At 66.9% G+C, this 23,837-nt stretch carries 24 protein-coding genes; 12 read left to right on the top strand and 12 right to left on the bottom strand.

What is annotated here, in order from left to right; translation table 11 throughout:
• Positions 1–90: 90 nt before the first annotated feature.
• From XnspCFBP7698_RS15425 to XnspCFBP7698_RS15415, 3 genes are all read right to left on the bottom strand, one after another.
• Positions 91–2,118, bottom strand: coding sequence for an acetyl/propionyl/methylcrotonyl-CoA carboxylase subunit alpha (locus XnspCFBP7698_RS15425; protein ID WP_104580209.1), 2,028 nt, complete (start codon positions 2,116–2,118; stop codon positions 91–93).
• Positions 2,119–2,302: 184 nt separating this feature from the next.
• The gene (locus XnspCFBP7698_RS15420; RefSeq protein WP_104580208.1) at positions 2,303–3,913 is read right to left on the bottom strand and encodes a carboxyl transferase domain-containing protein; all 1,611 of its coding nucleotides are present in this window, start codon (positions 3,911–3,913) and stop codon (positions 2,303–2,305) included.
• Positions 3,914–3,923: 10 nt separating this feature from the next.
• The gene (locus tag XnspCFBP7698_RS15415; RefSeq protein WP_039406742.1) at positions 3,924–5,087 is read right to left on the bottom strand and encodes an isovaleryl-CoA dehydrogenase; all 1,164 of its coding nucleotides are present in this window, start codon (positions 5,085–5,087) and stop codon (positions 3,924–3,926) included.
• Positions 5,088–5,215: 128 nt separating this feature from the next.
• Between XnspCFBP7698_RS15415 and XnspCFBP7698_RS15410 the strand changes: the two genes are divergently transcribed.
• From XnspCFBP7698_RS15410 to XnspCFBP7698_RS15400, 3 genes are all read left to right on the top strand, one after another.
• On the top strand, positions 5,216–5,833 hold the full coding sequence (locus tag XnspCFBP7698_RS15410) for a TetR/AcrR family transcriptional regulator (protein ID WP_104580207.1): 618 nt from the start codon (positions 5,216–5,218) through the stop codon (positions 5,831–5,833).
• An 86-nt stretch (positions 5,834–5,919) separates the two neighbouring features.
• Positions 5,920–6,294 carry a hypothetical protein gene (locus tag XnspCFBP7698_RS15405; protein WP_039406735.1) on the top strand — a complete coding sequence of 125 codons (375 nt, stop codon included), beginning with the start codon at positions 5,920–5,922 and terminating at the stop codon, positions 6,292–6,294.
• Complete coding sequence (locus tag XnspCFBP7698_RS15400) at positions 6,291–6,812, top strand: RES family NAD+ phosphorylase (protein ID WP_104580206.1); 522 nt, start codon at positions 6,291–6,293, stop codon at positions 6,810–6,812. Before XnspCFBP7698_RS15405 ends, XnspCFBP7698_RS15400 begins: the two co-directional genes overlap by 4 nt.
• A gap of 12 nt (positions 6,813–6,824) precedes the next feature.
• Here XnspCFBP7698_RS15400 and XnspCFBP7698_RS15395 read toward each other — a convergent pair whose 3' ends face one another.
• Genes XnspCFBP7698_RS15395 through XnspCFBP7698_RS15380 form a run of 4 tightly spaced genes read right to left on the bottom strand, consistent with a single transcriptional unit; the run spans position 6,825 to position 9,751 of the window.
• The gene (locus tag XnspCFBP7698_RS15395; RefSeq protein WP_039406728.1) at positions 6,825–7,160 is read right to left on the bottom strand and encodes a DUF3325 domain-containing protein; all 336 of its coding nucleotides are present in this window, start codon (positions 7,158–7,160) and stop codon (positions 6,825–6,827) included.
• Entirely contained in the window at positions 7,157–8,773 is a 1,617-nt protein-coding gene (locus XnspCFBP7698_RS15390; protein ID WP_104580205.1) for a PepSY-associated TM helix domain-containing protein, read from the bottom strand. The genes XnspCFBP7698_RS15395 and XnspCFBP7698_RS15390 overlap by 4 nt, the downstream gene beginning before the upstream one ends.
• Positions 8,770–9,081 carry a DUF3649 domain-containing protein gene (locus XnspCFBP7698_RS15385; RefSeq protein WP_104580204.1) on the bottom strand — a complete coding sequence of 104 codons (312 nt, stop codon included), beginning with the start codon at positions 9,079–9,081 and terminating at the stop codon, positions 8,770–8,772. The genes XnspCFBP7698_RS15390 and XnspCFBP7698_RS15385 overlap by 4 nt, the downstream gene beginning before the upstream one ends.
• A 25-nt stretch (positions 9,082–9,106) precedes the next feature.
• Positions 9,107–9,751 carry a hypothetical protein gene (locus XnspCFBP7698_RS15380; RefSeq protein WP_104580203.1) on the bottom strand — a complete coding sequence of 215 codons (645 nt, stop codon included), beginning with the start codon at positions 9,749–9,751 and terminating at the stop codon, positions 9,107–9,109.
• A gap of 280 nt (positions 9,752–10,031) precedes the next feature.
• Here XnspCFBP7698_RS15380 and XnspCFBP7698_RS15375 point away from each other — a divergent pair, with 280 nt between their 5' ends.
• Together XnspCFBP7698_RS15375 and XnspCFBP7698_RS15370 are read left to right on the top strand one after the other, a co-directional pair.
• Positions 10,032–10,550, top strand: coding sequence for a c-type cytochrome (locus XnspCFBP7698_RS15375; protein WP_039412147.1), 519 nt, complete (start codon positions 10,032–10,034; stop codon positions 10,548–10,550).
• A gap of 280 nt (positions 10,551–10,830) precedes the next feature.
• On the top strand, positions 10,831–12,549 hold the full coding sequence (locus XnspCFBP7698_RS15370) for an ExeM/NucH family extracellular endonuclease (protein ID WP_104580202.1): 1,719 nt from the start codon (positions 10,831–10,833) through the stop codon (positions 12,547–12,549).
• Between the two features lie 289 nt (positions 12,550–12,838).
• On the opposite strand, the gene XnspCFBP7698_RS15365 is transcribed toward XnspCFBP7698_RS15370, so the two are convergent.
• Positions 12,839–13,222, bottom strand: coding sequence for a MerC domain-containing protein (locus tag XnspCFBP7698_RS15365; RefSeq protein WP_104580201.1), 384 nt, complete (start codon positions 13,220–13,222; stop codon positions 12,839–12,841).
• A gap of 61 nt (positions 13,223–13,283) precedes the next feature.
• Between XnspCFBP7698_RS15365 and XnspCFBP7698_RS15360 the strand changes: the two genes are divergently transcribed.
• Positions 13,284–14,609: a GTP-binding protein gene (locus XnspCFBP7698_RS15360; protein WP_104580200.1), complete on the top strand. Its 1,326-nt coding sequence runs from the start codon at positions 13,284–13,286 to the stop codon at positions 14,607–14,609.
• Positions 14,610–14,674: 65 nt separating this feature from the next.
• On the opposite strand, the gene XnspCFBP7698_RS15355 is transcribed toward XnspCFBP7698_RS15360, so the two are convergent.
• Positions 14,675–15,556 (bottom strand): EamA family transporter, encoded by an 882-nt coding sequence (locus XnspCFBP7698_RS15355; RefSeq protein ID WP_104580199.1) that lies wholly within the window; start codon positions 15,554–15,556, stop codon positions 14,675–14,677.
• Between the two features lie 66 nt (positions 15,557–15,622).
• Here XnspCFBP7698_RS15355 and XnspCFBP7698_RS15350 point away from each other — a divergent pair, with 66 nt between their 5' ends.
• The 5 genes from XnspCFBP7698_RS15350 (at position 15,623) to XnspCFBP7698_RS15330 (ending at position 19,601) form a co-directional block, all read left to right on the top strand.
• The gene (locus tag XnspCFBP7698_RS15350; protein ID WP_047694541.1) at positions 15,623–16,285 is read left to right on the top strand and encodes an alpha/beta hydrolase; all 663 of its coding nucleotides are present in this window, start codon (positions 15,623–15,625) and stop codon (positions 16,283–16,285) included.
• Positions 16,286–16,363: 78 nt separating this feature from the next.
• On the top strand, positions 16,364–17,458 hold the full coding sequence (zapE, locus tag XnspCFBP7698_RS15345; protein WP_104580198.1) for a cell division protein ZapE: 1,095 nt from the start codon (positions 16,364–16,366) through the stop codon (positions 17,456–17,458).
• A gap of 292 nt (positions 17,459–17,750) precedes the next feature.
• Entirely contained in the window at positions 17,751–18,209 is a 459-nt protein-coding gene (locus XnspCFBP7698_RS15340; RefSeq protein WP_104580197.1) for a MarR family transcriptional regulator, read from the top strand.
• Between the two features lie 96 nt (positions 18,210–18,305).
• Complete coding sequence (locus XnspCFBP7698_RS15335; RefSeq protein ID WP_104580196.1) at positions 18,306–18,734, top strand: organic hydroperoxide resistance protein; 429 nt, start codon at positions 18,306–18,308, stop codon at positions 18,732–18,734.
• A 165-nt stretch (positions 18,735–18,899) separates the two neighbouring features.
• Complete coding sequence (locus XnspCFBP7698_RS15330; protein WP_104580195.1) at positions 18,900–19,601, top strand: alpha/beta fold hydrolase; 702 nt, start codon at positions 18,900–18,902, stop codon at positions 19,599–19,601.
• A gap of 126 nt (positions 19,602–19,727) precedes the next feature.
• On the opposite strand, the gene XnspCFBP7698_RS15325 is transcribed toward XnspCFBP7698_RS15330, so the two are convergent.
• The gene (locus XnspCFBP7698_RS15325; RefSeq protein ID WP_104580194.1) at positions 19,728–20,525 is read right to left on the bottom strand and encodes a DUF2884 family protein; all 798 of its coding nucleotides are present in this window, start codon (positions 20,523–20,525) and stop codon (positions 19,728–19,730) included.
• Between the two features lie 212 nt (positions 20,526–20,737).
• Here XnspCFBP7698_RS15325 and XnspCFBP7698_RS15320 point away from each other — a divergent pair, with 212 nt between their 5' ends.
• Positions 20,738–21,154, top strand: a complete 417-nt coding sequence (locus XnspCFBP7698_RS15320; protein ID WP_047694459.1) for a hypothetical protein — start codon at positions 20,738–20,740, stop codon at positions 21,152–21,154.
• Positions 21,155–21,867: 713 nt separating this feature from the next.
• On the opposite strand, the gene dkgB is transcribed toward XnspCFBP7698_RS15320, so the two are convergent.
• Positions 21,868–22,671 carry a 2,5-didehydrogluconate reductase DkgB gene (dkgB, locus tag XnspCFBP7698_RS15310; protein ID WP_104580192.1) on the bottom strand — a complete coding sequence of 268 codons (804 nt, stop codon included), beginning with the start codon at positions 22,669–22,671 and terminating at the stop codon, positions 21,868–21,870.
• A gap of 75 nt (positions 22,672–22,746) precedes the next feature.
• A complete protein-coding gene (locus XnspCFBP7698_RS15305) occupies positions 22,747–23,775 on the bottom strand; it encodes an NADP-dependent oxidoreductase (protein ID WP_104580191.1) in 1,029 nt (342 codons plus the stop codon).
• Positions 23,776–23,837: the final 62 nt, after the last annotated feature.

Below are 23,837 nucleotides of genomic sequence, written 5' to 3'. Positions count from 1 at the left end.
GGTGGCTAGACGGCCAGTCCGGCCGAGTGCCCACGCTAGGGGCGGCGCCTGCGCCAGCGGACGTGCCGTTGGTCACGCTCCCATGCGGCACTACGCAGATGCGGACACAAATTCCACCAGGGCGACACCGTCGGCCACCAGATCGCCCTCGGCCACCAAGTAGGCCTTGACCATGCCGTCGCCGGGCGCGTGCAGGGTGTGCTCCATCTTCATCGCTTCCAGCACCACCAGCGCCTGCCCGCGGGTGACCGGCTGGCCCACCGCCGCCGCCAGCGACACGATGCGCCCGGGCATCGGCGCCGTCAGGCCGCCGGCCTCGTGCGCGGGCTGGTCCGCGTTCTCCAGCGCATCGTGGTGGCGGAACATCGCACGCTGCGTGGAGCCGATCACGGTCACCGTATTGCCGTCGCGCAGAAGCTGCGCACGCCACTGCCGGCCATCCATGTCCACGCGTACGTCATGGTCGTGGGAGTGGTGGCGCAGGCGATGCGTCTGGCCGGCATGAGTGACCTGCCAGCCATCGGTGAGCCGACGCACGCCCAGCGTGCGATGTTCGCCCGCTGCCTCCAGCTGCACGCTGCGCGCCGCATGTGCGCCGATCCGCCAGCCGTCGGCGGTCTGCCATGGCGAAAACGGATCGGCAGGATCCGGCGCAGGCTGCAGCGCTGCCTCGGCGATCGAGACCGCAGCCAGGCACCACCAGGCATTCTCGGGGACGGTGGCGTCGGCAAACAGCGCAGCGTGTTCGCGCTCGATCAGCCCGGTATCCAGATCGGCCGATGCGAACGCGTGGGTGCGGATCAGGCGTGCCAGAAATGCGCTATTGGTGGTGACGCCTACCGCATGAACCTGTGCCAGCGCAGCGTGCATGCGTGCCAGTGCCGCAGGGCGGTCGACATCCCAGACGATGAGCTTGGCGATCATCGGGTCGTAGTAGGGGCTGATGCTGTCGCCTTGCTCCACGCCCGCATCGATGCGCACGTGCGCGCTGGCGGCAGGCAACTGCAGCTGGCGCAAGGTGCCCGTGGAGGGCAGGAAGCCGCGCTCGGCATCTTCGGCATACAGGCGCGCTTCCAGCGCATGCCCATGGATGCGCAACTCGTGCTGGCGGCGTGGCAGCGGCGCGCCTGCGGCAACCTGCAGTTGCCACTCGACCAGATCGGTGCCGGTGATCAATTCGGTCACCGGGTGCTCCACCTGCAGCCGGGTGTTCATTTCCATGAAATAGAAATCGCCCTCCGGCCCGGCGATGAATTCCACCGTTCCCGCGCCCACGTAACCCACGGCGCGTGCGGCATCGACCGCTGCCTTGCCCATCGCTGCGCGGCGCTCCTCGGTCATGCCGGGCGCGGGCGCTTCTTCCAATACCTTTTGATGGCGGCGCTGTACCGAGCAGTCGCGCTCGAACAGGTACACCACCTCGCCATGGGTATCGCCGAAGACCTGGATCTCGATATGGCGCGGGCGCTCGACATATTTTTCCACCAGCACATGGGCATTGCCGAACGCCGACTGCGCTTCGCGCTGGCAGCTGGCCAATGCATCCTCGAATGCGGCGCTGGCATCGACCCGGCGCATGCCCTTGCCACCACCACCGGCGCTGGCCTTGATCAGCACCGGGTAGCCAATCGCATCGGCCTGCGCACGCAGGAACGCCGGTGCCTGTTCGTCGCCGTGGTAGCCCGGCGTCAGCGGCACGCCGGCGCGTTGCATCAATGCCTTGGCCGCGCTCTTGTCGCCCATCGCGCGGATCGCAGCGGCCGGGGGCCCGATGAACACGATGCCGGCCTGCGCGCAGGCGTCGGCAAAGACCGCGTTTTCCGAGAGGAATCCGTAGCCCGGGTGGATCGCCTGCGCACTGGTGAGGCGCGCTGCCTCCAGGATCGCTTCGCCACGCAGATAACTCTGCTGCGCAGGCGCCGGACCCAGATGCACCGCTTCATCGGCCAGGCGCACATGCCGCGCATCACGATCGGCATCCGAATACACGGCCACCGTGGCGATGCCGAGCGTGCGACAGGTGGCGATCACCCGGCAGGCGATCTCGCCGCGATTGGCGATCAGGATCTTGTCGAAGGGGCGTTGCGCTGCGGTGGCGACGGGGTCGTGCTGTGTCATCGGGTCGGTCTCTGCACATCGCCATCGTGGCGGTGGTCGCGCGCATGAGCGCAGGTGGATGTCGTGCTGCGCTCAGTCAGTGCGATGTCTGTATTCCATGCTGCCGGCATGCGTTGCGCTGTGTTTGACCGCAGCGCACGTAGACGCATACGCCGGCACATGCAACGCTGGCCAACGGTCGTGCTCACATGCGGAACACGCCAAAGCGCGTCGGTTCGATCGGCGCATTCAACGCTGCTGACAAGCCCAGGCCCAGTACGCGCCGGGTATCGGCCGGGTCGATGATGCCGTCGTCCCACAGGCGTGCGCTGGCGTAGTAGGGGTGGCCTTGCTGTTCGAACTGCGCGCGGATCGGCGCCTTGAACGCGTCTTCTTCTTCGCCCGACCATGTCCCGCCCTTGGCCTCGATGCCGTCGCGGCGCACCGTCGCCAACACGCTGGCAGCCTGCTCGCCGCCCATGACGCCAATGCGTGCGTTCGGCCACATCCACAGAAAGTTCGGCGAATACGCGCGGCCGCACATGCCGTAGTTGCCGGCACCGAACGAGCCGCCGATCACCACGGTGAACTTGGGTACCTTGGCGCAGGCCACCGCCATCACCAGCTTGGCGCCGTCCTTGGCGATGCCGCCGTGTTCGTACTTGCGCCCGACCATGAAGCCGGTGATGTTCTGCAGGAACACCAGCGGAATGCCGCGTTGTGTGCACAGCTCGATGAAGTGCGCGCCCTTGAGCGCGGACTCGGAAAACAGGATGCCGTTGTTGGCGATGATGCCCACCGGGTAGCCATGCAGATGCGCAAAGCCGGTCACCAGGGTGCTGCCGTAGCGCGGCTTGAATTCGTCCAGGCGTGAGTCGTCGACGATGCGCGCGATCACTTCGCGCACGTCGAACGGCTTGCGTGTGTCGGCAGGAATCACGCCGTACAGCTCGTCGGCGGCATGCCGCGGCGGCGCCGGCGTTTGCAGTGCCAGGGAAGCAGGCGGTTTGCGCCAGTTGAGCTGCGCGATGATGGCGCGGACGCGTGCCAGTGCCTGCAGATCGTTGTCGGCAAAATAATCGGCCACCCCGGAGATGCGCGTATGTACATCGGCACCACCAAGCGCTTCGGCAGTGACTTCTTCGCCGGTGGCCGCTTTCACCAACGGCGGGCCGCCGAGAAAGATGGTGCCCTGCTCGCGCACGATCACCGTCTCATCGCTCATTGCCGGCACGTACGCACCGCCGGCCGTGCAGGAGCCCATCACGCAGGCGATCTGCGGAATGCCGTTGGCCGACAGGTTGGCCTGGTTGTAGAAGATGCGCCCGAAGTGGTCGCGATCGGGGAATACTTCATCCTGCAGCGGCAAGAACGCGCCGCCGGAATCGACCAGATAGATGCATGGCAAGCGGTTCTGCTGCGCGATGTCCTGCGCGCGCAGATGTTTCTTCACCGTCATCGGGTAGTAGGTGCCGCCCTTGACGGTGGCATCGTTGGCCACGATCACGCACTCAACGCCAGACACGCGGCCGATACCGGCCACCACGCCGGCACACGGCACCTGGTCGTCGTACATGCCGTGCGCGGCGAGCGGTGCGATCTCCAGCAGGGCGCTGCCCGGATCCAGCAGCGCATCGATCCGGTCGCGTACCAGCAGCTTGCCCCGTGCGGTGTGCTTTGCCCGCGCCGCGTCGTTGCCGCCAAGCGCAGTCTGCGCCAGGGTGCGGCGCAAATCATCGACCACCACGCGCATTGCCGCGGCGTTGGCCTGAAAACTCTCGCCGCTGATCTGCAGCTGGCTGGTGATCACGCTCATGAGGGCCCCGTCAGGCGGTGCGTTCGAACAGTTCGCGGCCGATCAGCATGCGCCGGATCTCCGAGGTCCCCGCGCCAATCTCGTACAACTTGGCATCGCGCCACAAACGTCCGGTGGGGTAGTCGTTGATGTAGCCATTGCCACCCAGCACCTGGATCGCCTGGCCGGTCAGCCAGGTGGCCTTCTCGGCGGCATACAGGATGGCGCCGGCCGCGTCCTGGCGCGTGGTGCGCCCGGCATCGCAGGCACGTGCCACCGCATAGACGTACGCGCGGCAGGCATTGAGCCCGACGTACATGTCGGCCAGCTTGGCCTGCATCAACTGGAAGGTGCCGATCGGCTCGCCAAACTGCTTGCGCTCATGCACGTAGGGCAGCACCACGTCCATCGCCGCCGCCATGAGGCCCAGTGGGCCACCGGCCAGCACCACGCGTTCGAAATCCAGCCCGGACATCAGCACGCGCACGCCACCGTTGAGGGTGCCGAGCACGTTTTCGGCCGGCACTTCGCAATCGGTGAACACCAACTCGCAGGTGTTGGAGCCGCGCATGCCCAGCTTGTCGAGCTTCTGCGCGGTGGAAAACCCCGGCATGCCCTTTTCGACGATGAAGGCGGTGATGCCGCGCGCGCCGGCGTCCGGGTCGGTCTTGGCGTAGACCACCAGCACGTCGGCGTCGGGGCCGTTGGTGATCCACATCTTGTTGCCGTTGAGCACGTAGCGGTCGCCGCGCGCGTCCGCTCGCAGCTTCATCGACACCACGTCCGAGCCGGAGCCGGCCTCGCTCATCGCCAGCGCGCCCACATGCTCGCCCGTGCACAGCTTGGGCAGATAACGCTGCTTCTGCCCGGGCGTTGCGTTCTTGCGCAGCTGGTTGAGGCACAGGTTGGAATGCGCCCCGTACGAGAGCCCGATCGCGCCACCGGCGCGGGAGATTTCTTCCATCGCCACCACATGCGCCAGGTAGCCCATGCCACTGCCGCCGTATTCTTCTTCCACGGTCAGCCCCAGCAGGCCTTGCTCACCGAACAGACGCCACAGTTGCGACGGAAAGACATTGTCGTGATCGGCCGCCGCGGCGAGCGGGGCGATATGGTGGCTGGCGAACGCCGCAACGCTTTCGCGTAGCAGATCGATCTCTTCGCCAAGCTCGAAATTCAAGGACGGCACATGCATGGAGCAACTCCACAGGGATCGGGACGTGCCGGGTGGGGGCGGGCGGGCCGCGCGGCGTAAGCAGGCAGCCTAGCCGTCCCCGGAAAAAAAGTGAACTAAAATTCAACTATTGAACCCAGAATCACACCATGGCTTATCGACGCTCCGCCCTGATGGAAGAACGCCTGGCCGGCAACCGCGAACGCATCCTGCACGCGGCCCGCGCGCTGATCGCCGAGGGCGGCTACCGCAACGCCCCGATCACCGCGGTGGCGGCAGCCGCTGGCGTGTCAACCGGGCAGATTTATCGGCATTTCCCGTCCAAAGCCGAGCTTTTCGTTGAAGTTTTAAACGCGGCGGTGCAGCGTGAGATGACCATCCTGCGCGCCATTGCCACCACCGATGCCAGTGCGGCCGAGCGCCTGGGCACCGCCATCGCCACCTTCGTGCGACGCGCGCTGGCCGGTCCGGCGCTGGCATACGCCTTCATCGCCGAGCCGGTGGAAGGCGAAGTGGATGCCGAGCGCATCCGCGGCCGTCGCCTGTTCGGCGAGGTATTCCGGCAGTTGTTGGCCGAAGGCGTGGCCGCCGGAGAATTTCCCGAACAGTCACTGGATGCCGCAGCGGCCTGCATCGTCGGCGCATTCACCGAGGCCCTGGTCGGGCCGATCGCGCCCAGTCGCGGCGACCCGCAGCAAGGCGAACAGCTGGTGGAAGCGATCAGCGGCTTCTGCCTGCGCGCAGTGGGGGCGGCCAGGCAGGTCTGACACTGCGCTGACCGTGCATCCCGCCGTGCTGGATGGATGCTTATTGCTGTGCATATACTGTGCACGTCACCTGCCCGAGCACACCCATGGTCGCCGTCCTCAATCCCCTCTCCCTGACCGAGCGGTTGCGCGCGCCCGACCGCACCATTCTTTCGCCGGCAGCCATGGCCGGCCTGCTGGAGCTGTCGCAGCAGGAGCTGGCCGAGCTGGCCGGCGTGCATCGCAACAGCCTGCGCGTGCATCCGGAAAGCCCGCGCGTGCAGGAGGTGTTGCGCAATCTCTCGCGGTTGCTGGTGGCGATGGCGCAGATCCAGCCGGACGAACACCAGGTGGTGTTCCATCTGAAAAACACCCCGATCCCCGTCTTCGAGTTCGCCACCCTGCTGGAGGTGGTCAAGCAGGGACGCACCGACGATGCGTTGACCTACCTGCGTACCGTCGCCTCGGGGGCCGCCGGTTGAAGCTGAGCGCTCCGGCGCACTGCACGCTGTATCGCGCCTTCACTCCGCGCTGGGCCGCCGAACCGCTGAGTGGTGCCGGTGCGGCGCGCTCGGGCGGGCGCTTCAATCGTTTCGGTCAGCCGGCGCTGTACCTGTCGCTGCAACTGGACACGGCTGCGGCCGAATACGCACAGGCCGCCCCGTTCCTGCCGCCGTTCACGCTGGTCAGCTACGCGGCCGAGTTGCCGGCGCTGGCCGATCTGCGCCTGCTCGATGCCAGCTGGGACGCGCTCTGGGCCGACTGGACCGACGACTGGCGCAAGGCCCTGGTCACCAAGGTCGAGCCGGTGAGCTGGGTGCTTGGCGACCTGCTGCGTGAGGCGCAGATTCCCGGGGTGATCTTTCCCAGCCTGGCAGCGCCAGACGGGATCAACGTGGTGCTGTTCCTGGACATGCTGCAGCCCGAGCAGGTGCTGCGGGTGCTCGACGATGGCCGGCTGCCACGCGATGGGCGCAGCTGGGGCGATCCGCCGCCATAGTCGGCCGCGGTCTCAGCCCATCAGCAGGTGCGCGGCGCCAGCCAGCACCGGCACGGCGATGGCGGCCGGCAGCACCGCGCCACGCCGATAGGGCAGCAGCCACAGTGCCAACACCGCCGCGGCGGCAGTCAGCGTTCCCAGCCACAGTACCGGGCCGATGCCCCACCCCTGTGCGCGGACCGCCAGGCCAAAGGTGAGCAGCAGCAACAGCCAGCCGATGCTGCGCAACTGCCGCGTGCGCGCAGCGCCCAGGCTGCGGCCACGCAGCTCGTGCTGGTGTTTTTCCATCGCCAGGCACAGCGCCGCGAAGCCGGAAAAATTCAACGCCAGCAACAGCATCACGCTCATGCACTTTCCTGCAGCGGTACGCTGTTTTCCGCCGGGGTGGCGACCGTGGCACGCGCACGTCGGGCAGCCGCGGATTGCGGCGCTTTCCAGTGCTGCAAGCGCCAGCCGGCAATGCCCAGGCAGATACCCAGGCCCAGGCAGACCAGATCGACGCCGGCCAGCATCCATTGGCCGGCCGGCAGCGTCACGCCCAGATGCACATCGGTGGTGATCGCGTTGAGCAGCGGCACCAGCGCGAACAGGGCGCCGCCCAGGTACAGCTGCCAGCTCCACATCGCGCGGCGCGGCCAGACGAACGCAGCCAACAACGCGCTGGCCCAGGCGGCAAAGAACAGGTTCGCTTCCATCGCTGCGCGCGCTTCCAGCGCCACCGGCAAGAGCCGGTTTGCCCAGAAGAAGCTGGCAAAGGCAATCGGCAGCCCGGCCACGGTGCCGATGTTGAGCGCGTCCACCAGGCGCAATCCAAACCCGATGCGTCCGGCCTTCAGGTGCTTGGGGCGTTCCTTCACCGCCCACATCACCACGCCGCTGGCCACCATCAGGCAGCCAAGCAGGCCGGAAGCAAAAAACAGCACGCGCAGCCACGGACCGGCAAAATGCGCGATGTGCAGCCCCACCATCACCCCGCGCGTTTCGCTCGCGCCACCGGGCACGCCGCTGCGCTGCAGGCGCGCGCCGGTGAGGCCGTCGTACAGGATGGAGGGCGCGGTGCTGGACAGCTGCGCGGCCAGTTGGCTGACGCCGACTGCCGCATGCGCATCGTTGGGCAGCGACACCGCCACGTTGCCGATCTCGCCCCCGCGCAGGTCGCTGCGGGCGCGCACCACAAACTGTTCCAGCGGCAGCATGTGCGCTGGCGTGCCGGCCGCCTGCCGGGTGTCGGCCACGCGGTTGGCAGACTCGTCGTAAAAGCGCATCTCGTCGCTGGCGTAGCGTGCCTTGATGCCCCACGGCAGGTACATGAACATCAAGGTCACGATGCCGGTATAGGTGATCATCGCGTGGTATGGCAGCGCGGTCACTGCGCTGACGTTATGGAAGTCCAGCCACGAGCGCAGGCCCTTGCCCGGGCGGAACGTGAAAAAGTCCTTGAAGATCTTCTTGTGCGTGATCACGCCGCTGATGATGGCCACCAGCATGAACATCGCGCAGAACCCGACGATGTAGCGAGCCCACATCACCGGCAGGTAATGCAGGTCGAAGTGCAGCCGGTAGAAGAAGTCGCCGCCCAGCGTGTCGCGCGCGGCGATCTCCTTGCCGGTGGCCGGGTCGATGATGGCGTTGCCGTACATCTCGCGGCGGCTGGCCGGTTTGCCGTCGGCTGGCGCCGGGTTCTGCCAGTACATGCTGGCCACCGGCGTCCGCGCGTCCGGCAAGGTGATGTTCCAGCTCACTGCGTCAGCTGCATGGGTCTGCAGATACTGCTCGGCGCTGCGGACGGCGGCCTCGCTGCTCACCGTGGTGGTGGGCAGCTCCGGACGCATCCAGCGGCTGATTTCATCGCGGTAGTAACTGGCGGTGCCGCCCATGAAGATCAGCAGCAGCACCCAGCCGACCAGCAGGCCGGTCCAGGTATGCAGCCATGCCATCGACTGGCGAAACCCCTGCTTCATGCCGCTCCCCGCTGCAGCCAGGCCGCCAGCGCGAACATCAGCGCCGCCGGGACCGCGATTCCCGCCCAGGCCCGCCACACGCTGGCGGTGGCAAATGCCCACAGCGGCGCACAGGCGCACACCAGGATGCCGACCAGCATGCTGGTCAACACCGCTTCACTGCGCGGCATCGGCAGGACCAGGGCCAGCAACAGGTTGGTGGCGCTGGCCAGCGCATAACCGCCAACAATCGCGGCCAACGTGCGCGCCAGCACGCCCAGCCACGGGCGCCTGAACCAGGGAAGCGACAGGTGCGGGGCGCTGGACATCAGGCAAGCGTTGGAGGTGGCCGGTTTATTCGGCGACGAAGGTCAGCGTGCTGATGTGGTGCACCAGCGTCACCTGCTTGCCGGCGATCTCGCGCTTGACCGGCTCCTTGTTGTTCACCACCAGGATGTGGCGACCGGGGCGCAGCTTGGGCAGGGTGACCTGGCCCTTGGCGTCGGAGGTCAGCGTCTTCTGCCACTTCTGCGGGTCGATCACGGTGACCTCGGCCTTGGGCAGCGGCTTGTTGCGATACAGCACCGTGAGCGTGCTGCCGTTGGCGGTGGTGGGCACCAGTTCCAGATCCAGCTTGGCCGACGGGGTCGCGCGGCCGGCACGGGCGTAATAGCTCACGGTCTCGAAGCCGCCGGCTTCACCCTTCCACGGCTCGAACACGCTGTCGTCGCTCAACCAGGCATCGCCCGCGCCAGACAGAGGTGCAGTCAGGAACTCGCTGCCGCGTTGCAGTGCACCGGCCTTGCCGGCAGTACCGAACACGGTCGGCTTGACCACGCGCTTGATCTCGTCCTGGCCGTGATCGAGCGTTTCCTGCGCCGGCTCGCCGAAGAAGATGCGCACCGGGCCGCTGCCATCGCGTTCGATCCAGATTTCGTGGGCCTGGGCGGACAGACTGAGGCTGGCCAAGGCCAGGCAGGACAGCAGGAAGGATTTCATCGGGGCGACTCCTGGTAACGGACCGGGCGAGGCGGCAGGCGCGTCCCCGTGGATTGATGGGAATGATACGCAATTCCGTCGGACCAGACCAACGCGCCATGCGGCATTGCGGCAATTTGCCGGCAGGCGCGAGCGTGCCCGTGCGCAGGAACCATCTCCGGGTGGGGCACGCTGCACATTGGCTCCAATCACTGTCACGCACGCTGGTCAGACTGGCAGGAACTGTGCTCTATACTCCGGCGCTAGCAGAGGTCTTCGACCAACAGCCAGGGGTGAGCGCGTGCGGAATTACGACCTCGAGTTCCTGAAAAAATTCTCGATGGTGATCGGATTACTGGTAGTGATCACCCTGGGCCTGATCGCCCTGGCAGCGTATTTGCAACGCGCCATTCCCGACGAGGTCTCGCCGACTGCCGCCAAACGGGTGCAGCAGCGCATCGCGCCGGCCGGCGCGGTCTATGCCGGCACCACCGGTGCGGCGGCGCAGGCAGCCGCCCAGGCGGCAGCGCTGGCCAAGGCCTCATCGCAGTCGGCCTACGGTGGTACCACCGACGGCAAGACCATCTTCGACAACCTGTGCACCGCCTGCCACACCACCGGCGTGGGCAAGGCGCCGACGCTGGACCACTCGCACTGGGATGCGCGTATCGCCCAGGGCAAGGACACCTTGTACAAGCACGCGATCGAGGGCTACACCGGCCCGGATGGCGGCATCATGCCGCCCAAGGGCGGCAACCCGGCGCTGACCGAAGAACAGGTGCGTGCAACGGTGGACTGGATGCTGGGCAATCTGAAGTAAGGTCGCTGTGGGGAATCGCGGGGCGTGGTGTGCCGTTGGCGCTCCTGCACCGCAAATCGCCAGCGTTGTCCCTTGCTTGATCGGATGCGTCGCCTGCAGACCCTGGTGCGGGCAAGCGCAGCGGAGTGTCGATGCAGCACACTGGTCGCATCGCGTGTCCCTTAAAGAACACGCCTGGCGGCACGTCACTGCGGTTTGTTAGCCTGTTCCCGCGCTTCACCCTCTCGCGCCGCCTTCCGGGCGGCGCTTGCGTTTGATCCATCCCATCTGGAGTCGTTCGATGTCGCATCGCCCACTGCTTGTGCTCGGTCTGGCCGGTCTATTGGCGCCACTGCTTTGCAGCGCTGCAGACGGTGCCGCGCAGCGGCTCTCGATTGCCGACGTGCAGGGCGAGGACACCCGCAGCCCGTACGATGGCCGGGCGGTCGAGGTGGAAGGCATCGTCACGGCTGACACGCGGGCGGGCCTGGCCGGCCTGTTCGTGCAGCAGCCGGGCGTCGAGCCGCGGCGCTCGCACGGGCTGTTCGTCACCTGTGCCGGCAATGCCGAGGTGGCGGTGGGCGACCGCGTGCGCATCGTCGGCACGGTGCGCGAGGTCTCGGCAGGTGGCGACGCGAGTCTGACCACGCTGGAGGCCAGCAGTATCGAGCGGCTTGCCAGCGGCCAGCCGGTGCCGGTGCGCATGCTCAGCGGGCCGCCGGCCAACTGGGAAGCGCTGGAAGGCGAACACGTGCGCATCGCCGCGCTGACGCTCAACGGCAGCGATCGCCTGGACACCGACGGCGAGCTGGTTGCCGCGTTCGGTGGGCGGCTGTGGCAGCCGAGCGAAGTGGCGGCGGCCGGCACCCCGGCCTTCGCCCAGGTGGAGGCCGATAACGCGCGTCGCCGCGTGTTGCTGGACGATGCACGCAACGGGCGCAGCCCCAAGCAGGTGTCCTACCTGCCGGCCGATGCGGCGTTGCGCAGCGGCAGCCTGCTCAAGTCGGTCGATGGCATCGTCGATCAGCGCTACGACGGCCGGTACCGCATCCAGGTGCTCACGCCGCTGGCCGTGCCGGCCATGCCCACCGCAGTGGCGCCACAGGTGGGTGGCGACCTGCGCATCGCCTCGTTCAACCTGGAGAATTTCTTCAACGGCAATGGCCGCGGTGGCGGCTTTCCGACCAAGCGCGGCGCGCGCACGCACGAACAGTTCCAGGCGCAGCTGGCCAAGCTGGTCGCCACCATCGTGCCCTTGCGCGCCGACGTGGCCGCGCTGATGGAGCTGGAAAACGACGGCAGCGGCGCCGATACGGCGGTGGCGCAACTGGTGGCTGCGCTCAACGCCGCCGGCAAGGACAAGGATTGGCAGTTCGTCGATACCGGCAGCGGCCCGGGCGATGACGCGATCCGGGTCGGCATCGTGTATCGCAGCTCGCAGGTGACCCCGGTGGGCAAGCCGGCCACGCTGACCGGCGGGCCGTTCGAGAACCACAGCCGCGTGCCGCTGGCGCAGGCGTTCCGCAGCACGCGTGGGGCGACCTTCGTGGTGGTCGCCAATCACTTCAAATCCAAGGGCTGCGGCAATGCCAGCGGCGCCGACGCCGACCAGCAGGACGGCCAGGCCTGCTGGAACGCCACCCGCACCGAATCGGCCAAGCGCCTGCACCAATGGCTGCAGACCGACCCCACCGGCGCGCAGACCAGGCTGGCCGTGCTGCTGGGCGACTTCAATGCATACGCGATGGAAACGCCGATGCGCAGCCTACGCGCCAGCGGTTGGCAGGATGCGTTTGCGGTAGCCGGGGTGAAACAGCCTTACAGCTACGTCTACGACGGCATGAGCGGACGCCTGGACCACGCGTTGCTCAGCCCGGCCATGGCCAAGCAGCTGCGTGGCGCGGTCGAATGGCACATCAATGCCGATGCGATGGACGAGGCCGGCTATGCCAAGCGCAATCTGCCCGGCCCATGGCGCAGTTCCGATCACGACCCGGTATTGCTGGGCTTCTCGCTGTAGCGCAGGGCGGGGATCGATGTGGCGCGCGGTAAGCGCGCGTGCTGCTGCAATCCAGGGAGCGCGCTGCGGACGGCGTTGGCCTGGTCAGGGCAGCGGACGAGCTCGGGTCTGGGTGCAACCGGCGAGTGGGGCGGTGGCAGTCGCCGCCACGCCGCAGGCGCGTTCTGCGGCGACGTGGTGCGAGGGCCTGCAAGCGCTGATCAAGCAGCTTGGGCATATTCGTAACCTGGCAAGCTTCCCCGGCGAGCCGCTCCGGCACATCGCGCTGTCGCGGTGATCGCTCCTGCCGCTAGCGCGCGCAGTTTCCGTGTCGGCGCCGCAGCCGCAGATTCACCAGGTGGGTGCTTGCCAGCAGCAGGCTGCCGACGACGGTGATCGGTGTTTCCCACGCGCCGGCCAGACCGCTCGCGCCGAGCACCAGCCCGGTCAGCCCGCAGATCGCCAACATCCACACCAGTGGCGGCAGCGCGTGCCGGCGGTGGGTGCTCCACAACGCGTAGCCGCTGAGCGGTACCGCCGCCGTGGCAAACACCACATGCACCCATTCGGCCCGGCTCCAGGCGCCCAGCAGTGGCAGCGCGGCGGCCAACAGCGGCAGGGCAAGGCAATGCAGCAGGCACAGCCCGGACAAGGCGATGGCCGAGCTGTCCAGCAGGGAAGCGGTGGCGCGCATCTACGGTGTCCTGTCGGCAAAGTGTTATATAGTAACACTCCATCTCAGCCAGGCCTTCAGGATGTCCCTGTCCCCCAAGCGTGATTCGCGTCTGCCCGTCACCGTATTGTCCGGCTTTCTGGGCGCCGGCAAGACCACCTTGCTCAATCGCATCCTGCATAACCGCGAGGGCCTACGCGTGGCGGTGATCGTCAACGACATGAGCGAGATCAACATCGATGCGCAGCTGGTGCGCGAGGGCGGCGCGGCCCTGCGGCGCACCGAAGAGACGCTGGTGGAATTCAGCAATGGCTGCATCTGCTGCACCCTGCGCGACGATCTGCTGCAGGAAGTGCGGCGGTTGGCCGAACACGGCGGCTACGACTACCTGCTGATCGAATCGACCGGCATTGCCGAGCCCATGCCGGTGGCGGCCACCTTTGCGGTACGCGACGCCGACGGTTCCAGCCTGTCGGATATCGCCCGTCTGGACACCATGGTGACCGTGGTGGATGGCAGCCGTTTTCTGCAGGACTTCGGCTCGGCCGCCACGCTGGCCGACCTTGGCCAGCAAGCCGGTCCGGACGACACGCGCGGGCTGGTGCAGTTGCTGGGCGAGCAGGTGGAGTTCGCCGATGTGTTGGTGATCAGCAAATGCGATCGCATCGACGCGCAGCAGCTGCAACGCCTGCGCGCGGTGCTGCGTGCGCTCAATCGCGAGGCGGCGATCGTGGATGCGGCCCATGGCAATGTGCCCTTGCAGCAGCTGCTCGATACCCGGCGCTTCGACTTCACCCGCGCGCAGCTGGCGCCGGGGTGGATGCAGGAACTGCGCGGCCAGCACACACCGGAGACCGAGGAATACGGCATCAGCAGCTTTGTGTACCGTGCGCGCCGGCCATTCCACCCGCAGCGCTTCGCGCGCATGGTGGGCAGCGGTCTGCCGCAGGTGATTCGCAGCAAGGGATTCTTCTGGCTGGCCAGCCGGATGGACTGGGTGGGCGAATTGTCCAGCGTCGGTGGCGCCACCCAGACCACTGCGGCGGGCTTCTGGTTTGCCGCACGCCATCGCGTGGATGCGCAGGCGATCGGCCAGCCACAGCAAACCAGCATCACCCCGTTGCCCTACACCGATATCGGCTGGCAGCGGCAACAGACGCACTGCTGGAGCGCGCCGCTGCCGCAGCTGCACGAAGTGGGGGACCCCAACGAATATGCCGCCATGCAGCGGCTCTGGCACCCGCTGTGGGGCGATCGCCGCCAGGAGCTGGCGGTGATCGGCGTGGACATGGATGCACCGCGCACACGCGCGGCGCTGGATGCCTGCCTGCTCAGCGACCAGGAGCTGCGCCAGGGTCCGGCACACTGGCAGCTGCTGGATGACCCGTTCCCGCACTGGGAGCGCTAAGCCCGGCGTGCTGACGCATGACGCGCACGGCCATCGTGCACGTCATAAGGCCACGACGCGCTGCGTCAGCGTGATCCCCACGCGATCATTGCGATCGCCACCACCGCCAATGCCAGGCCCACGCGGGTCCAGCGTGTGGTGCGTTCGCCAAAGACCAGCATGCCGACCAGCGCGCCGAGCACCACCACACCGATGTTCATCGTCGCAAACACCGTGGCAGGGCTATGCGCCAGGTGTTGATGCGCACGCACGTAGAACAGGATGTTGCCGAAGTTGAGCACGCCCAGCAGCAGGCCGGCGGCGATGCTGGGCAGGTGCAGGCGATGACCCCGGCGCAGCCGCAGCACCTGCGCGCACAGCAGCAGCGCAAAGGCAAGCGCAAAGCACAGCGTCAACGCAGTGAGCGAGGGCGTGCCCGACAGCGCGATGGTCTTGAGCAACACATCGATCAGCGCAAAACCGGCCCAGACACCCAATAGCCACGGCCATGCGCGTGCCTGCACCACCGGTTCCGACACAGGCTCGACCGCAGGCGCTGCGCGCGGGCGCTGCACGATGCCGACGATGGCCAACAGGCCGATGCCCAGGCCTGCCAGTTTCCAGACCCCGGCGTGCTCGCCGAACACCGTGAATGCGGCTGCAAGCGACAGCAGCAACGACAGCCGCTGGGCCACATCGGTACGCACGATTCCGGCCACCCGCACCGAGCGCGCCAACACCAGGAAAATGCCTGGCAACGCGACTGCCAGCCCTAGCAGCGCGAGCCACGGCGTGCCGGGTGCATGCAGGCTGGCGAACGACGGTTCGAGCAGTCCCACGGCCAGCACGCTGGCGGTGGCGTAGTTCCAGGTGATGGCCTGAAAGACGTCGATGTCGCGACGCGGTGCGAGCTTCAACAACACCGACACCAGGACACTGCAAATGACGGCAAACAACAGAAAATGCATGGGCAACGCAACGAAGTGTGCAGGCAGGGCGATGAACGCGGCCGGCGGGGCGGCTATTATGAGGCCATGTCCAATCCCCCATTCCCCACCGAATCCGCAGCGCTGACGCTGAGCGGGCCTGTCGGTCCGCTCGATGTCGCGGTGGATCTGCCCGACGCGGACGTGGCCGTGCAACCGGTCACCGCCATCGTCTGCCACCCGCTCTCCACCGAGGGCGGCAGCATGCACAACAAGGTCGTCACCATGGCCGCACGCGCGCTGCGCGAGCTCGGCATCACCGTGGTGCGTTTCAATTTCCGCAGCGTCGGTACGTCTGCCGGTGTGTTCGATCATGGCGATGGCGAGCAGGAGGACCTGCGCGCAGTGGCCGAGTGGGTACGCGCGCAGCGCCCGGACCACACGCTGTGGCTGGCCGGTTTCAGCTTCGGCGCGTATGTGTCGTTGCGCGCTGCCGGAGCGCTGGCGCCGCAGGCGTTGATCTCGATCGCGCCGCCGGCCGGGCGGTGGGATTTCAGCGACATGCAGCCGCCGGCGCAATGGCTGGTGATCCAGGGCGATGCCGACGAAATCGTCGACCCGCAGGCGGTGTACGACTGGCTGGATACGCTGGAGCAGCAGCCCGAGCTGGTGCGCATGCCCGACACCAGCCACTTCTTCCACCGCAAATTGATCGACCTGCGCGGTGCGATCCAGCATGGTGTCCGGCGCTGGCTGCCGGCCGCCGTCTGACCGCGGCATGGACCACGCGTATCGCCTGGCGATGCGCCGTTGAGCGGGCAGGGCAGCAGCCGGCCTGCGGAGAACGCAATGAGTGAGATGACCCCGTCGCAGCGCTACGCCGCCGGCGTACAACGTGGCGACTGGCGTGCCGATCCTGCCCAGCAGGCGGCGCTGGCGGAACTGGACCGTATCCACGAGGCGCTGGTGGACAGCGCGCAGGATGGCTGGCTGGACCGGCTTTCGGCCTTCTGGAAGAAACCCGAGCCGGTGCGCGGCCTGTACTTCTGGGGCGGAGTCGGCCGCGGCAAGACGTTTCTGGTCGATCTGTTCTACGACGGCCTGCCGATCAAGCAGAAGTACCGCACCCATTTCCACCGCTTCATGCGCGGCGTGCACGAGCAGCTGCGCGAGCACGCCGGGCAAAGCGATCCACTGGCCAAGATTGCCCAGCAATGGCGCGAAAACCTGCGCGTGCTGGTGCTGGACGAATTCTTCGTCACCGACATCGGCGATGCGATGTTGCTGGCGCGCCTGCTCGAGCGCCTGTTTGCCGAAGGCGTGACGCTGGTGACCACCTCCAACACCGCGCCGGCAAACCTCTATGCCAACGGATTGCAGCGCGACAGCTTCATGCCGGCGATCGGCCTGCTGCAGAAGTTCTGCGTAGAGCTCTATGCCGAAGGCACCGAGGATTACCGCATGCGCGCATTGACGCGCTCGCCGGTGTACCGCGCGCCGCTGGACGCGCAGGCCGACGACTGGCTTGCACAGCGTTGGGGCGAGTTGAGCGGCAATGCCGAGGCGCGCGCGGGCAATATCGAAATCGAATCGCGCAAGATTCCGGTGCGCGCGCGCGGCAAGAGCATCGCCTGGTTCGACTTTGCCGCGCTGTGCGAAGGCCCGCGCGGACCCAGTGACTACATCGAGATCGCGCGCGAATTCACCACCGTGTTGCTTGGCGGCATCCCGCACTTCGACCGCATCAATGAAGACGCCGCGCGTCGCTTCGTCAACCTGATCGACGAGTTGTACGACCGCCACGTCAATCTGGTCTGCACCGCGCAGGACGCGCCGCCAGACCTGTACAGCGGCCAGCGCCTGGCTGGCGCATTCGAGCGCACCGCTTCGCGCCTGATCGAGATGCAGAGCTCGGACTACCTGGCAACGGCGCATCGGGCGTGAGTTGATGGCGTGACAAGCGCAGGCCACAGGAGCATTGCGCCGATTGCGTCGCTGCCAGGCTCTTGCAGCTACCGGCGTCATAGCCGGCAGCTCTTTCACCAGGGGCGAGGCCTCCCTTGAAGTGAAGCGCTCTGAGGGTAGCGGTAAGGTCGCGCAGCCCATGGCCGGCGATGCGATCCCGATTATTTATCGCTCGGAGGGCTGCGCTGCGGGACTGCGGCAAATCGTGGCTGTGTTGATCGCCTGCGTAAATCGCTTGCTATTGAATAGCGCGCTATGTAAAGTGCAGCCCATGGACACCGCCACCGCCACCGCCCGGACAGACGCGCTGCTGCAGCTCGACAACCAGCTGTGCTTTGCGCTGTATTCGGCCAATCTGGCGATGCACAAGCTCTACCGCGGCCTGCTGAAGGGGATGGACCTGACCTATCCGCAGTACCTGGTGATGCTGGTGCTGTGGCAGACCGACAGCCGCAGCGTGTCGGAGATCGGCGAGCGCCTGCACCTGGATTCGGCCACGCTGACGCCGCTGCTCAAGCGGCTGCAGGCCGCCGGTCTGGTGACGCGCACGCGCGCTGCCGTCGACGAGCGCCAGGTCATCATTACACTGACCGATGCCGGCCGCGCGCTGCGCAGCAAGGCCGGTGGCGTGCCGGAGCAGGTGCTGTGCGCGTCGTCCTGCTCGTTGGATGAACTGGTCCAGCTCAAGCAGGATCTGGAAAAGCTGCGCGCCAGCCTGGGCGTGGGATAAGGCGGGTCGCCGCCCCTGTCACCGTCTGATACATCGCACCCTATTAAATAGTTATCGATTCACTCACCGCGCATTGCGCTCATCAGGAGAACCACCATGGCCTCACCCGAAAAGATCCTCTATACCGCCCACGCCACCGCAACCGGCGGCCGCGAAGGCCGTGCGGTGTCCTCGGACAGCGCGCTCGACGCCAAGCTGTCCACCCCGCGCGAACTCGGCGGCGCTGGCGGCGACGGTACCAACCCGGAACAGCTGTTCGCCGCCGGCTACGCCGCCTGCTTCATCGGCGCGATGAAGGCCGTGGCCGCGCAGGACAAGCTCAAGCTGCCGGGTGAAGTGAGCATCGACAGCAGCGTCGGCATCGGCCAGATCCCGGGCGGCTTCGGTATCGCCGTCGAACTGCGCGTGGCCGTGCCGGGCATGGACAAGGCCGAGCTGCAGACGCTGGTCGACAAGGCCCATCAGGTCTGTCCGTACTCCAACGCCACCCGCGGCAATATCGACGTCACCCTGACCCTGGCCTGAGATCGGCCGACGCCGTGCGGCAGACGCATGGCGATGTCAGCAGCGGCCCGGCGCATGCGTCGGGCCGCTGCATTGACGGGGCCGGGTGTTGCCAGGGCTTGGCACACGGCACACTTCAGCAATGACACTGCATCTCCCTCCGGCTTCGGCCGGCAGCGTCGGCGCATGAGCGTCGATCGCCCCACACTGTTGCTGCTGCCAGGACTGCTCAACGATGCCGAGCTGTGGCATGCGCAACGCGAGGCACTGGCCGACATTGCCGATTGCGTGGTCGGCGATCTCACCGGCGCCGACAGCATGCGCGCGCTGGCGCTGCAATTGCTCGCGCAGCTGCCGCCGCGTTGCGCGGTGGCGGGTTTTTCGTTGGGTGGCTACGTTGCGCAGGAATTGCTGCGCGTGGCGCCCGAGCGGGTGGAGCGCCTGGCCTTGCTGGATACCTCCGCACGCGCCGACACGCCCGAACGCCTCGCGCAGCGACGCGCGCAGGAAGCCAGCGTGCTTGGCGGCAACAGCTTTCATGGCTTTGGCGAGCGTTTGCTGCGCCACTACGTGCATCCCTCGCGCTGGCAGGACCAGGCGCTGCTCGCGCGCGTGCGCGGCATGACTGGGCGGTTGGGCGTGGATGTGTTCGTGCGGCAGAACCGCCTGGAGCGGCAGGACGGACGCGACCTGTTGCGCGCCTACCCTGGGCCGGTGCTGGTGATGTGCGGGGAAGACGATGCGATCACCCCGCCAGCCCTGCACGAAGAGATGGCCGCACTCGCTCCACAGGCACAGCTGGTGCGGCTGCCCACATGTGGGCATCTGTCGCCACTGGAACAACCGCAGGCGGTCTCGCAGGCGCTGCGGAACTGGCTGGCGCGCTAGCTGCTGCGTGCAGCGCGCTTCAATCGCTCAGCCGGCACCTGCGGACTGTGGCCTGCGCAAGCCACATGTGACATGGGCGCTGCGGCACCCCGGCAGCAATATGCCGCCTCTTGCCGCCCTGACACTTCAGCGCATGACCGTCGCCACCACGCTGCCGGAAGCGGCGGCGTCTTCGTCCTGCGGATGGGTGGTGAGCTCGAGCATCTGCAGGCGTTGCCCGTCGATGCGGACCTCCAGCGCCTGCTGGATGGCATACAGCGCCTGGGCCTGCACGCAGACCGCTTGCGCCTGTGCCTCCAATGCCTGACTGCGCTGCTGCATGGTCTGCTCCAGCTGCGCATCCAGCGCCGCGCCACGGCGTTCCAGCTGTCCTGCGCGGCCGGTCATCACCGTCCACAGCACGCTGCGGGTGAGGCTGCCGGCCAGATCTTCGGCCGCAGCGTCGACGTTGGCCTGGAAGCTCGCATCGAACAGCTGCTGCTCCCAACGCCCACGTCCCAGGCTGCCATCGACCTGGGCCAGCGCGCCGCTGCGCAGCTGCTCGACCTTGCGTTGCTGGCGCGCGTTACCGGACAGCACATGCACCACACCGCCCAGCGCATCGAAGGTGATGTCCACCACTGAATGGGCAATGCCCGTCACCGCCGGCATCAGCGCGCGGGTGCGTTGTTCGAGTTCGCGCAAGCGCTGCGCATCCGCTGCACTGACCGGCGCCGGCTGGCGGTCCACGTTGAGCTCGCCACCGTGGAAGAAGATTTCGCGCGGGGCGCCGTGCTTGCGGCGCAGCCAGATCCCGCCGCCATCGGCCAGCACGTCGTAGGAGGTGCTGACCTCGCATTGCCGCGAGGACAGGACCGGCTTGGCCGTCTCGGCCCGCACAGCGCAGCTCGCCAGCAGCAGGATGGGCACGAGGACAAGGCGCATGAGGATGGCCGCTGTAGGGGACTGCAGCATCACGCAGCGCCGCGCAGGCTGCATGGGCAGGAAGTCAGGGTGCCGGTAAGCCGGCTGGCGGTCGCCGGAAAGCGTGAACCGGGTCGAGCATCGGCGCGCTGACGGTTTTCCAACGGCGGGATCACTTGATTCTCACGGCAGATGGTGTGAATTATGTTGCACAGCAGCATCGGAGCTCCGCAATGCTCGACTCACGTATCGAAAAGGTTGACCTGGCGCTGACCGAGATCGCTCAGGACCCATCGGAAAAGGTGGCGCTGTGGCAGTGGGCGTGCCGGGAGATGCTGCACGAGACGCTGATCGGCATGCACCAGCTGTCGCACCTGGCCGGCATCGCCCGTCATGTCGCCAACGACTGGCGCGCCCCGGTGGACGTGATTGCGCCGGCAAAGCCCTACCTGGCGGCGTCGGCCTTGGCCGACCGCCGTCTGCCGCAGGTACTGGATGGCCTGGGCAGCACCCAGGACGACGACGACCGTGCCAACCTGTGGCGGCTGCGCTACGCCAGCCTGATCGCCTCGACACTGCAAGGCATGCAGGCATTGGCCGAGAAGCACCGGATCGATCGTCAGGCCATGGCAATGGGCCAGTTGAACTAGGCAACGGCCACGCCACCGCCCATGGTCGGCAGCGGGCGTGGATGTGCACGCCCAAGTATCAGCCTCGAGCAAAGACGCCGCCTGCCTCGTAGGAGCGCGCCCGAGCGCGAGGACATTACCGACCGGACCGACTCCCATTCAATCGCGCAGCACCGCACGGTCGTTGTAGGAGCGCGCCAGATGGCGACGGGCAGGACCGTGTAACACTCATCGCGCGCAAGCGCGCTCCTACGAATGCAGTCATCTCTAGTGCTTCGTGCCGGCACGTTGCAGGTGCCTCCAGGCATCGCGTACGGTCCAGCGCGTCTGATCCACGGCACCGATAGCGTCGATTGGGAGCGGTAGTCCGCATCCTGCAACACGCGATACAACTGCGCTTCGGATGCTTGCGGATAGGCCAGATAGATGGCGTAGCCCAGCATCGGTACGCGGGCATCGTCGTCAGACGCGTAGCCACCCAGATGACCGTCGGCATGGAGATCGCGCCAGTACGCGATCTCCGCGTCAACGTTGGCGCGAGTGCGGGGCAGAACGGATAGTGCGGGGCAGAACAGACGCGGCATGCATGCATGGGGAGGACTCCGTCAGCGAGACTGCTCGCCTGTCGCGGAACCGTAGCAGCGCGTTTTACAAGCCCACCAGCGCGCGACGACGAGCGGTCGTCGCGCGCTGCGCCTGCACCGCATCAGCCAAGGCGGACACGCACTGCCGGATCAGTCCCAGTCCGGCGCAATGGCGTGCGGGTTGGCCAAGCGCTGGCCACGGTCGAGTGCGGCAATCTCGCCCATGTCCTGCTCGCTCAAACGCAGCTCCTGCGCCTTGAGATTGCTCTCCAGGTTCGCCCGCTTGGTCGACGAGGGAATCACCGAATATCCCTGTTGCAACGCCCAGGCCAGCGTCACCTGCGCCGGGGTGGCGCCGTGGCGGGCGGCAATTGCCTGGATCACCGGATCCTTCAGTACCTCGCCCACGGCCAGCGTCATGTAGGAAGTGACATGGATGCCCTGTTCGCGCAGAAAGGTGGTCAATGCGCGATTCTGAAGGTACGGGTGTACCTCGATCTGGTTGGTGGCGATCGCCTCGGCGCCCAGGATCTCGATTGCCTGCTTGACCAGCGCGATGGTGAAGTTGGAGACGCCGATCGCCCGCGTCAGGCCCTGCGCCTTGGCTTGCGCCAATGCTTCCAGATACTCGCGCATCGGCACCTGGTCCTTGGGCGAGGGCCAGTGGATCAGGGTAAGGTCGACATGGTCGGTGCCCAGCTTGCGCAGGCTTTCCTGCAGGCTTGGCAGCAGTGCGTCGCGGTCGAACTTGTCGACCCAGATCTTGGTGGTCAGATACAGCTGATCGCGCGCGATACCGGATGCGGCGATCGCCTCGCCCACCTGCGCTTCGTTGTCGTAGATCTGTGCGGTATCGACCGCGCGGTATCCCAACTCAAGTGCAGTGCGCACCGAGTCGATGACGACCTGGTCCTTGAGACGGAAGGTGCCGAGGCCGAATGCGGGGACAGTCATTGTGTTCCTTTGGGAATGGGGAATGGGGAATGGGGAATCGCAAAAGCGTGAGTTCTGCGCGGCGCTGCGAGTTGCTTAGTCGAGGGCGACGACGGCTTTTCCGAAGTTCTTGCCGCGCAGGACGTCGATCAGGCCTTGCGGAGCGCTGTCCAGACCGTGCAGCACATGCTCGCGATACTGAATCTTGTCCTCGCGCAGCCACTGGCCCATTTCGCGCAGGAATGCCGGCATCAGGCGGATGAAGTCGTGCTGGATGAAGCCGCGCACGGTCAGCCGCTTGCGCAGCACCTGACCCATGAAGTCCGGTAGCCGGTCGGGTCCCGGCAGCGCCTGGCCGCGGCTGTTGTAGGTGGCGATCACCCCGCACACCGGGACGCGCGCAAAGTCGTTGAGCTGCGGCAGCACCGCGTCAAAGACCTTGCCGCCGACGTTCTCGAAATAGATGTCGATGCCGTCCGGTGTGGCAGCACGCAATTGCTCTGCAAAGTCGTCGGCGCGATGGTCCAGCGCCACATCCACCTTCAGCGACTCGCGCAGGTAACGCACCTTTTCCTCGCCGCCGGCAATGGCCACCACACGCAGCCCCTGCAGGCGCGCCAGCTGCGCCACCGTGGCGCCGACCGGGCCACTGGCCGCTGCCACCACCAGGGTCTCGCCGGCCTGCGGCTTGCCGATTTCATGCAGGCCGGCATACGCGGTAAAGCCGGGCATGCCATACACGCCGAGCGCAGTGCTCAGCGGCAGGCTGTCGTCCTTGGGCAGCTTGCGCAAGGGCGTGGTCGGGGTGAGCAGGCTATGGGTCTGCCAGCCGCCGCCGAGCACGAGCAGGTCGCCGGGGTGATAGTCGGCATGGTGCGACTCGATGACTTCGCCGATGGTGCCGCCTTCCATCACCGCATCGATCGCAACGGGTGCGGCGTACGAGGGGCCTTCATCCATGCGGCCGCGCATGTACGGGTCCAGCGACAGGAAGCGGTTGCGCACCAGGATCTGGTCGTGCCCGGTGGGCGGCAGGCTGGCCTCTTCGATGCGGAAGTTGTCGGCCGTGGGTTCGCCGTGCGGGCGCGAGGCCAGCACGATGCGGCGGTTGGTGATCGATGTCATGCGGGAGATCCTCGCAGTGGGGCCGCAGGTGCGCGGCCAAAGGAGCACAGCCGCACGGGCGG

Origin of the sequence: Xanthomonas sp. CFBP 7698 (genome assembly GCF_003600855.1) — a bacterium.
GTDB classification, from domain to species: domain Bacteria; phylum Pseudomonadota; class Gammaproteobacteria; order Xanthomonadales; family Xanthomonadaceae; genus Xanthomonas; species Xanthomonas cannabis.
The sequence above is the reverse complement of the archived record's forward strand: the minus strand, read 5'-3'. Positions and strand labels throughout refer to the sequence as shown.

Excerpts from the sequence above, each read along its gene's own strand:
- XnspCFBP7698_RS15425 (WP_104580209.1), bottom strand. The coding sequence starts at position 2,118 with ATGACACAGCACGACCCCGTCGCCACCGCAGCGCAACGCCCCTTCGAC.
- XnspCFBP7698_RS15420 (WP_104580208.1), bottom strand. The coding sequence starts at position 3,913 with ATGAGCGTGATCACCAGCCAGCTGCAGATCAGCGGCGAGAGTTTTCAG.
- XnspCFBP7698_RS15415 (WP_039406742.1), bottom strand. The coding sequence starts at position 5,087 with ATGCATGTGCCGTCCTTGAATTTCGAGCTTGGCGAAGAGATCGATCTG.
- XnspCFBP7698_RS15410 (WP_104580207.1), top strand. The coding sequence starts at position 5,216 with ATGGCTTATCGACGCTCCGCCCTGATGGAAGAACGCCTGGCCGGCAAC.
- XnspCFBP7698_RS15405 (WP_039406735.1), top strand. The coding sequence starts at position 5,920 with ATGGTCGCCGTCCTCAATCCCCTCTCCCTGACCGAGCGGTTGCGCGCG.
- XnspCFBP7698_RS15395 (WP_039406728.1), bottom strand. The coding sequence starts at position 7,160 with ATGAGCGTGATGCTGTTGCTGGCGTTGAATTTTTCCGGCTTCGCGGCG.
- XnspCFBP7698_RS15390 (WP_104580205.1), bottom strand. The coding sequence starts at position 8,773 with ATGAAGCAGGGGTTTCGCCAGTCGATGGCATGGCTGCATACCTGGACC.
- XnspCFBP7698_RS15385 (WP_104580204.1), bottom strand. The coding sequence starts at position 9,081 with ATGTCCAGCGCCCCGCACCTGTCGCTTCCCTGGTTCAGGCGCCCGTGG.
- XnspCFBP7698_RS15380 (WP_104580203.1), bottom strand. The coding sequence starts at position 9,751 with ATGAAATCCTTCCTGCTGTCCTGCCTGGCCTTGGCCAGCCTCAGTCTG.
- XnspCFBP7698_RS15370 (WP_104580202.1), top strand. The coding sequence starts at position 10,831 with ATGTCGCATCGCCCACTGCTTGTGCTCGGTCTGGCCGGTCTATTGGCG.
- XnspCFBP7698_RS15365 (WP_104580201.1), bottom strand. The coding sequence starts at position 13,222 with ATGCGCGCCACCGCTTCCCTGCTGGACAGCTCGGCCATCGCCTTGTCC.
- XnspCFBP7698_RS15360 (WP_104580200.1), top strand. The coding sequence starts at position 13,284 with ATGTCCCTGTCCCCCAAGCGTGATTCGCGTCTGCCCGTCACCGTATTG.
- XnspCFBP7698_RS15355 (WP_104580199.1), bottom strand. The coding sequence starts at position 15,556 with ATGCATTTTCTGTTGTTTGCCGTCATTTGCAGTGTCCTGGTGTCGGTG.
- XnspCFBP7698_RS15350 (WP_047694541.1), top strand. The coding sequence starts at position 15,623 with ATGTCCAATCCCCCATTCCCCACCGAATCCGCAGCGCTGACGCTGAGC.
- zapE (WP_104580198.1), top strand. The coding sequence starts at position 16,364 with ATGAGTGAGATGACCCCGTCGCAGCGCTACGCCGCCGGCGTACAACGT.
- XnspCFBP7698_RS15340 (WP_104580197.1), top strand. The coding sequence starts at position 17,751 with ATGGACACCGCCACCGCCACCGCCCGGACAGACGCGCTGCTGCAGCTC.
- XnspCFBP7698_RS15335 (WP_104580196.1), top strand. The coding sequence starts at position 18,306 with ATGGCCTCACCCGAAAAGATCCTCTATACCGCCCACGCCACCGCAACC.
- XnspCFBP7698_RS15330 (WP_104580195.1), top strand. The coding sequence starts at position 18,900 with ATGAGCGTCGATCGCCCCACACTGTTGCTGCTGCCAGGACTGCTCAAC.
- XnspCFBP7698_RS15325 (WP_104580194.1), bottom strand. The coding sequence starts at position 20,525 with ATGCGCCTTGTCCTCGTGCCCATCCTGCTGCTGGCGAGCTGCGCTGTG.
- XnspCFBP7698_RS15320 (WP_047694459.1), top strand. The coding sequence starts at position 20,738 with ATGCTCGACTCACGTATCGAAAAGGTTGACCTGGCGCTGACCGAGATC.
- dkgB (WP_104580192.1), bottom strand. The coding sequence starts at position 22,671 with ATGACTGTCCCCGCATTCGGCCTCGGCACCTTCCGTCTCAAGGACCAG.
- XnspCFBP7698_RS15305 (WP_104580191.1), bottom strand. The coding sequence starts at position 23,775 with ATGACATCGATCACCAACCGCCGCATCGTGCTGGCCTCGCGCCCGCAC.